This is a genomic window from Streptomyces sp. NPDC088354 (genome assembly GCF_044753585.1).
GTDB lineage: Bacteria > Actinomycetota > Actinomycetes > Streptomycetales > Streptomycetaceae > Actinacidiphila.
Genome location: NZ_JBIVNJ010000101.1, coordinates 1 through 6,897 on the forward strand (window position 1 = coordinate 1; position 6,897 = coordinate 6,897).

Genomic DNA, 6,897 nt, shown 5'->3' on the forward strand with positions numbered 1-6,897 from the left:
TGCCCGGCTCCGCGCCATCGGCGAGGATCTTGGTCTTCGAGCGCAACTTGGCGGTCGGCTCGGTGCCGTCGATCCAGATGTACTCGGCCTTGTAAGCCACTTATCTCTTCTCCTTCTGGGTGGCCTGCCGTCGCCCGGCAGGACGTGTTGTAAGGCGAAATCAGGGAGGGGGAACGGGATAGGCATCCGAGCGTGCCCGGTGTTTCCGTGGAGGGCACCGGCCCTCGCGGGGGCTGGGTTGTAAGCGGCTAGCGGTGTTAGTGCCAGGACGATTCAGCCGGCAGCCGTGGGGGTGGGTTGTAGGAGTGCGGCAACGTGGTCGTGGCCGCCACTCTCCGCGTCGGAATGCGCGGTGCCGCCCCATCGGTCCTTGATCCCTGAGTCGGCGCCGTGGTCCAGGAGGTACTGGACGACCTCAACGTGCCCCTCGGAGGCCGCCAGGTGGAGGGCCGTCCGCTTGTCGTAGTCCGTCGAGTTGGGGTCCTTCCCTGTCGCCAGGGCGATCCGGACGTCATCCAGATCACCCTGGCTCGCGGCCCACAGCAAGCGCATCGTGGAGGTGATCTCCTCCTCGTTCCTGCCGCGCCGCGGATCGCGCTTGCCTGAGACCTCCCCTGCGGCGAAGGAGTCGTAGACATGGAAGTTGAAGCGCCCGACCAGTTCCTTGCAGAACGCCACACCGCGCACCGAGTTTCCTAGCGCGTCCAGGCGCGGGGACCACACGCAGACGCCCATGACCCCCGGGACAACGATCATCAGCCCGCCGGAGACACCGCTCTTCGCAGGCAGCCCGATGGTGAAGGCGAACTCGCCGGAGTAGTCGTACATCCCGCACGAAGACATCAGCGACAGGCACTTGCGCACCGTGTCGGCCGAGAAGATGCGCTCCCCGGTCAGCGGGTTGACGCCGCCGTTGGCCAGCGATGCCGCCACCACCGACAGCGATCGGGCGTCGACCTCGATCGAGCAGCACTGGAAGTAGAACTCGAGAGTCTCCACCAGATCGGTGCCCTCCGGGAAGGAACCGTGCTCCCGCATGAAGTAACCCAGCGCAAAGTTCCGGTCCGCGGTGCGGCGCTCGGAGAGGTAGACGGCGTTATTGAAGCCGACCGTGCCACCGGACAACCTGCGCCACGTCTCGGCGACGTAGTCGAAACGGTCGGCCGTGTCCTGCTTCGGCCGGATCAGCGAGCATGACATGATGGCGCCGGAATTGATCATCGGGTTGTGCGGCAGGCCGTCACTGTTTAGCGTGAGCTCGTTGAAACCACGGCCACTGGGCTCGCGCCCGACATGACGGTGCACGACGTCGGCGCCGTGCTCCTCCAGCGTGAGGCAGTAGTTGATCGGCTTGCACACCGACTGCACGCAGAAGAGGGTGTCCGCGTCACCGACGGCGAACCGCTGTCCGTCGATCGTGCACAGCGCGATGCCGAACTTTTCCGGATCGACGCGGCCCAGCTGCGGGATGTAGTCCGCGACGTGGCCGCCGTCGACCCGCCGTAGGCTTTCGTAGATCCCGGAGATCTCGGTCTGGAGCGCGCCGAAGTCGGGGATGATAAAGTCCCCCTTAATGGACTTCGCGACGACACCGCCGCCCATCTTGCACAGGCTGGTGAACCGGTCCAGGTCGATCCGACACTCCCCCGTCATACCTGCACCCCGGCGCAGTGCTGCCCACACCTCTGTGACCCGCGGATCAGTTTCCGAGATACCGGATTCCCGTAGACGTGCGGTCAGCTCGGAGGTAGCGATCCGGCCGTCCTCACCGACACCGAACGACAGGAACAGCTTGCGGTAGTAGCTGGTATCGAAAATGTCGCTTCTGGGACCGACGCCCGCATCCTCGAGCACGGCCGCTGTTACGGAATTGCGCGGCCGAAGTCCTGTCTTCTTCGCAGCGGACATGGCAAAGCATTCCAATCTTTGTACGCGAAGGATATTCTGCGAACCGACAGTTGACTCTGCCTGCGGCCGCAGGGAACGGGCTCTCGGAACTCTCCGCGAAATGGGTTTGCTCCCAGACCGATTCAGAGGCTTCGTGAAAGTGAGTTGGGATCTCGGAGATGGTGTCAATGGGTCAGGATTTTACTTGACCTGCATGCCCAATTGACGAAGTTCGACGAAAATTCCCTTCTGCCACTTGTCACTAAAACCCATCCTCTAGTTCAGTGTATGGAACGTTCTATACAGACAATCTATGGGGTGCCCCGGACGCTGTCAAAGTGCGCCCGTCTGGCTGGGTTCGGGCCCGTAACCCCATGGTGAGGGATGTCGACGCAGTGCCGTCCGTGAGCCGGGCGAACGGCCTGTTGCGCCACTGGCGGAAGTGCTGCGACTGCTCCCACCGTGATCCTTGCCGGATGCTTTCGACCTGGACGGGACGCAACGTACGCGATGCCCCCCCGGCACCTTGACGTCGCCCCAACCGTCCGCCCGGCGGCCCTACGAGCACACGCCAGGGGCGAGGGAAAAGGGGGAGATCCGCAAAAGGAGTCACCTGGCAACGGAAGTGGCGCCGAATGGGTCCCGAAGTGGCGGTCTGCAAAGGGTGTAGCGTCAAATTCATGGCGCCAGCATTCTATGCATTTAACGCCGCACACTTGACGATCTCAAAGATTTTTTTGGGGCTCTCCTTGAGCATCCAAAAAATAAGAATTTCCCTTTGATTCGTATTTACGGCTGAGGTCAATCGAAAATCACCTCTTCCATGCTTGGCCTCTCAAATGGTCGCGCGCCGTCAACTTCCCAAAGCGGTGCATCGCCGCCACCTCGTGTGTATAAATCCGACGCATCGGATAAGACCTGCTCCGTGAGAGTGTAGGCGGGGGAAGTGTGCGGTAATAGCACGGTAGTGCCAATGGGAGTCGGGTGGCTGTGATGCGCATCACCGGCACTTGGAGGAATATTGCGGATCGCGATTCTGTTCAAGGGCCCATATTTAGTGGGCGTAAGTGCGACCCGACCTCATTCTTAGCTCGTACCCCACTCCGGGGCCGCAATTTTCACTTTGGGGCGGGGAGATGACGCTAAGGGCTGTCCCGCAAAGGGCTGATTGGCGCCCGCGCCAGGTGCTGAGCGGGATAATCGCGGGACTCCGACGGGGATCTGTGACAGCCAGGCACATGCCAGAGCTGCGTGTTCATGAGGGCGTCACTACGCCATCCAGTTCCACTACGCATTGCCGGACGACGCCTGGTGTGTGAAGCTGAGCGAGGTCGTCCCGGCGCCGGCCGCGCGGGCTGAGATCCCTAACGCCGTGACGCACTTGCCTGGAGCTGCCTTCCTGGTGGCGGTGATACCCCACGAGGATCCCCGGACCAGGAGGCGACCATCCACATTCACAGCCGCGACGAACCCGCCATCCCCTACGGGATCATGCGCTGGTTCGTGGAGCAGGCGGTCCGCTGCCGCATCGCCTTCGAGCAGGGAGAAGCCGAAGCAGTGGAATGATCATGCCGCGACTGGTGTGGTCACGGCGTTGGATCCCTCCTAGATAGCCCCGTTCAGCGGGCTGAGTCCAGGTCAGTCGGCAAACTGATCACCGCTCTCCGGCGCGAGGGTGCAGATTCGGTGCGCAGGAGCCGGCCGGGGGTCTGCCGTTGAGCGGTTCCGCAAGGACAGACACCGAACTGATCGTGGACGGCACCCTGGCCCCCGCGCGCGACCACAGCATCGCCGAGCCGTCGAAGAACTACCGGTATTCGACCAACCGCCTGGTCGTCATCGATGCCGACACTCGGCTGCTGAGGTTTCGTGCGGGCGTCGGTTGGTGATCCCTGCGGTTTGCCGTTGTTATGCGGTATGTGCAGGGTGGGGGCCTGACCGCTGAGCGGCGGGCGTTTCGTGGACAGATCCGGGCTTGAGGCTGTGGCGCAGTTCGTTCGTGGCGAGACGACCGCGGTGGCCGCGAAGGAGTTACGGGTCAGTGAGCGGTCGGTGGAGCGGTGGCGCCGGGCCTGGCCTGAGGGCGGCATCGAGGGTCTGCGGTCGGCTGGCCCGGAGAGGGGGCCGAAGCTGTCCGCCCGGCAGTTCACGTCTTGGACGAGATTGGGCAGGGGCCCGGTGGCGCGGGCCTCGGTGGTGCGCTGGGACAAGGCGTGTATTCACTACGCGTACCCGCCGGGGGCCTGGTTGCGGCTGCGTTCCGGCGTTACGTATCCCGGACCGGAACGCCGCTGATGCATGTGTATTTGTTGGTGTCGGTCAAGTGCCGCCGTCCGGATGGCGCGTGGAGAGCGTCGCACGCGTCGGTGTTCTTCGAGAACACCGACGCGTGGTTGGCGCTGTGACATGAGCTGGTGATGGGGGAGGCCTGCCAGGCGCTGGGCCTGGCGATTGAGCCCCGGACCGTCACCGCTGGGCGCAGGCCAGTGATGGAGCTGGCCAGTATCCCGCACGAATCCATCGACTGGCTCAGCGTGCGCGGCCGGGCGATCGATTAACGCCGCACCGAGCTGTAACACGAACCCCTCGCCACCGCCGCCGCTGCTGCCGCTGGCGACGAAGCGCTCTTGTGCGGCCCCGTGGTGACGGAGTGAATCCGCACCGCGTTGAACCGGATCGCTGGCCATCAGACTCGCCTGACTTAGACCGACCGGCAATAGGCGGCGGCTGTGGGTTCGGGGGATGGGCTGGATACGGTGCGGGCACGGGTCCACCACGTGATCATGGAGTTCTCTACGCTCAGTGATCACGAAGGACGGCCGTGCCCGCGCTGCCATCTTGCCTGCTTGAACCCCTCTGGGACCAGTTCGCCGCACTCCTGCCCGCCCGGGGAGAGTTCGTCACGGACCATCCGCTGGGCTGTCACCGCCGCTGGATAGCCGACCGAAAGGTATTCGAGCACATCGTGCTCGCGCTGGTCCACGGCTCCGGATACGAGCGCGTCTCAACTCCCGGATGTTCTGACCGTACCATCCGACGCCGCGTCAAAGAGTGGGCTGATCTCGGGATATCCAAGAAGGTACACGCCCTCGCGCTTGAGGCGTACGACCGGATGATCGGCCTGGGGCTGAGCGAGATCTCCGTGGACGGCCGCATCACCAAGGCCCCTTCCGGAGGCGAGAAGGCCGGACGATCCCCGGTCGACCGGGGCAAGCAGGGGCTGAAGCGCTCGGTCGCCTCCGACGCGTGCGGTGTCCCGCTCGGGATCGTCTCCGACGGTGCCAACCGGCACGACTCGCCCCTGCTCGGCCCCACCTTGGAGGCGGCGAAAGCCCAGGTCGGCGCGATGCCGACGACGGTCAACGTCAACCTCGACCGCGGTTACGACAGTGCCAAGTCCCGCGCACTGCTCACGGAGTTGGGATGCACGGGCGAGATCGCGCGTAAGGGCGTGCCCGCTCCGATTCAGGCCGGGAAGCGCTGGGTGGTCGAGCGCACCCACTCATGGATGAACGACTACGGCAAGCTGCGGCGCTGCACGGAGAAGACCGCCCCTACCGTGGACTTCTACCTCTACCTCGCCGCCACCCTCGTCACGCTCCGCATGCTGATCCGCCGAGCAACCAGCCACTACCGCTGGGACGGCCGACCCACGACCCGACGCCTCAAGCGATCCATTTGCCGGTCGCTTGAAGCCGAATCGTTCCAGCATCTACGCGTCCGCTGGCGAGCGATGCCATACGCCGCTTGCGTGGATCTGTTCGACGGACCGCAGGCCAGGCCCGCACCACTGGGGCGGTCATCCGTGCCCGGTTGCACGGCCTAGGTCCTGTTTCTTGGATCATGTGCGGAGCCAGATCACCAGGGCTGCGACGGTGACGGTTCCGAGGTAGGTGTAGGCGCGTTTGTCGTAGCGGGTGGCCACGGCCCGGAAGTTCAGCCGACGCCGGGCCGTCACCACCGTGGCCTCAGCTTCCCGTACCTCAGTCGCCGCATCCTCCAGACCACCCGGACCCAAGACGTCCCCGCCTTCACTCGCCATCATCACGCCATCCTGACAGAACGCACCAACCTGGCTGCCATTGATGTGAACTGCCCAGTTACCGGGCCCAGCAACGGCGCCGACGCGGGCCCGGTACGTACACCGCAAGGTCGCCAGTCCCCACCGTCCGGCATCGATGCGCAGCGCGGCCGCATCGGCCCGTTCGATCGCGGTCCAGGCCGTGCCATCCATCAGCAGCTCGTCCAACGAGACACCGGCCAGCTCCCGGTAGCCTGGGTCCAGGTACAGCGCCTGGGACGGGACGTGCTGCTTGCCGCTCAGGCCTGGATGCTGGAAAATCTGCTCCACCTCGCCCCGGGCAGACCCCTCGAGAAGCCCCAGGCGCCCGTCCGCAGGCCGACAAGTGGCGATCAGCCTCCGCCCGCTCGGCAGTTCCACGCCCGTTTCGGGCCATACAGGTACCCCAAAATCACGTTGAGTCGCTCACCGAGCCCAATGGGACGCCGGTCAGTTCCTGGACAACACCCGCCGCTACGGCGACAAGCTCACCGAGGACGACGCGCGGAACTCGACACGCCCGGCATCCGCTAGTAGTCACAGTGTGTGGAAGGGCCGGACAGGCCCTAGGGGCTGCAGAATTGACCGCTGGGCGGGGGCGGAGCGCACACATGCTCACGATAAGGTACACGTTGCATCACAACAGGGCAGGCCACCCCCCCGTCCGATGCCAGGACCGGCCTGCCTGGCCTCGCTCCGGAGCCCAGGTACCGGAGCGAGGCTCCGGCGCATCAGAGCAATACGCCGTGTTCAGTGCGGTGGTGGCCAGCATGCCTCGCGGAGGGCTCCTCCGGTGCGTGGGGCGCCACCGGGCTGTAGGTGCTCCTGCGAGCGGCTTTCAGGAGAGAGTGAGCCTTTTCAGCGTTGCTTCTCCAGGGTGAGGATGGCTTTGGCTGCTGACGACAGGCGGTTGGGGCTGCAGCGGGCGTGGCGGAAGATGCGCCAGCGTT

4 protein-coding genes and 3 pseudogenes are annotated in these 6,897 nt (G+C 64.8%); 4 read left to right on the top strand and 3 right to left on the bottom strand.

What is annotated here, in order from left to right; all coding sequences use genetic code 11:
- Positions 1 to 273: 273 nt before the first annotated feature.
- Positions 274 to 1,908 carry a glutaminase A gene (gene glsA / locus ACIP98_RS41590; protein ID WP_401982002.1) on the bottom strand — a complete coding sequence of 545 codons (1,635 nt, stop codon included), beginning with the start codon at positions 1,906 to 1,908 and terminating at the stop codon, positions 274 to 276.
- Positions 1,909 to 3,496: 1,588 nt separating this feature from the next.
- Between glsA and ACIP98_RS41595 the strand changes: the two are divergent.
- From ACIP98_RS41595 to ACIP98_RS41610, 4 genes and pseudogenes are all read left to right on the top strand, one after another.
- Positions 3,497 to 3,749, top strand: a pseudogene (locus tag ACIP98_RS41595) (IS5/IS1182 family transposase); the annotation flags it as partial.
- 154 nt (positions 3,750 to 3,903) lie between these two features.
- On the top strand, positions 3,904 to 4,182 hold the full coding sequence (locus tag ACIP98_RS41600) for a helix-turn-helix domain-containing protein (protein ID WP_401982007.1): 279 nt from the start codon (positions 3,904 to 3,906) through the stop codon (positions 4,180 to 4,182).
- Complete coding sequence (locus ACIP98_RS41605; protein ID WP_401982005.1) at positions 4,101 to 4,292, top strand: relaxase domain-containing protein; 192 nt, start codon at positions 4,101 to 4,103, stop codon at positions 4,290 to 4,292. Before ACIP98_RS41600 ends, ACIP98_RS41605 begins: the two co-directional genes overlap by 82 nt.
- A gap of 416 nt (positions 4,293 to 4,708) precedes the next feature.
- A pseudogene (locus ACIP98_RS41610) lies at positions 4,709 to 5,557 on the top strand (IS5 family transposase); the annotation flags it as partial.
- Between the two features lie 171 nt (positions 5,558 to 5,728).
- Here ACIP98_RS41610 and ACIP98_RS41615 read toward each other — a convergent pair.
- Positions 5,729 to 6,238 carry a hypothetical protein gene (locus ACIP98_RS41615; protein WP_401982009.1) on the bottom strand — a complete coding sequence of 170 codons (510 nt, stop codon included), beginning with the start codon at positions 6,236 to 6,238 and terminating at the stop codon, positions 5,729 to 5,731.
- Positions 6,239 to 6,805: 567 nt separating this feature from the next.
- Positions 6,806 to 6,897: pseudogene (locus ACIP98_RS41620) on the bottom strand (IS5/IS1182 family transposase); the annotation flags it as partial.

What these genes read in the sequence shown, in the direction of transcription:
- glsA (WP_401982002.1), bottom strand. Translation starts at nt 1,908, where the DNA reads ATGTCCGCTGCGAAGAAGACAGGACTTCGGCCGCGCAATTCCGTAACA.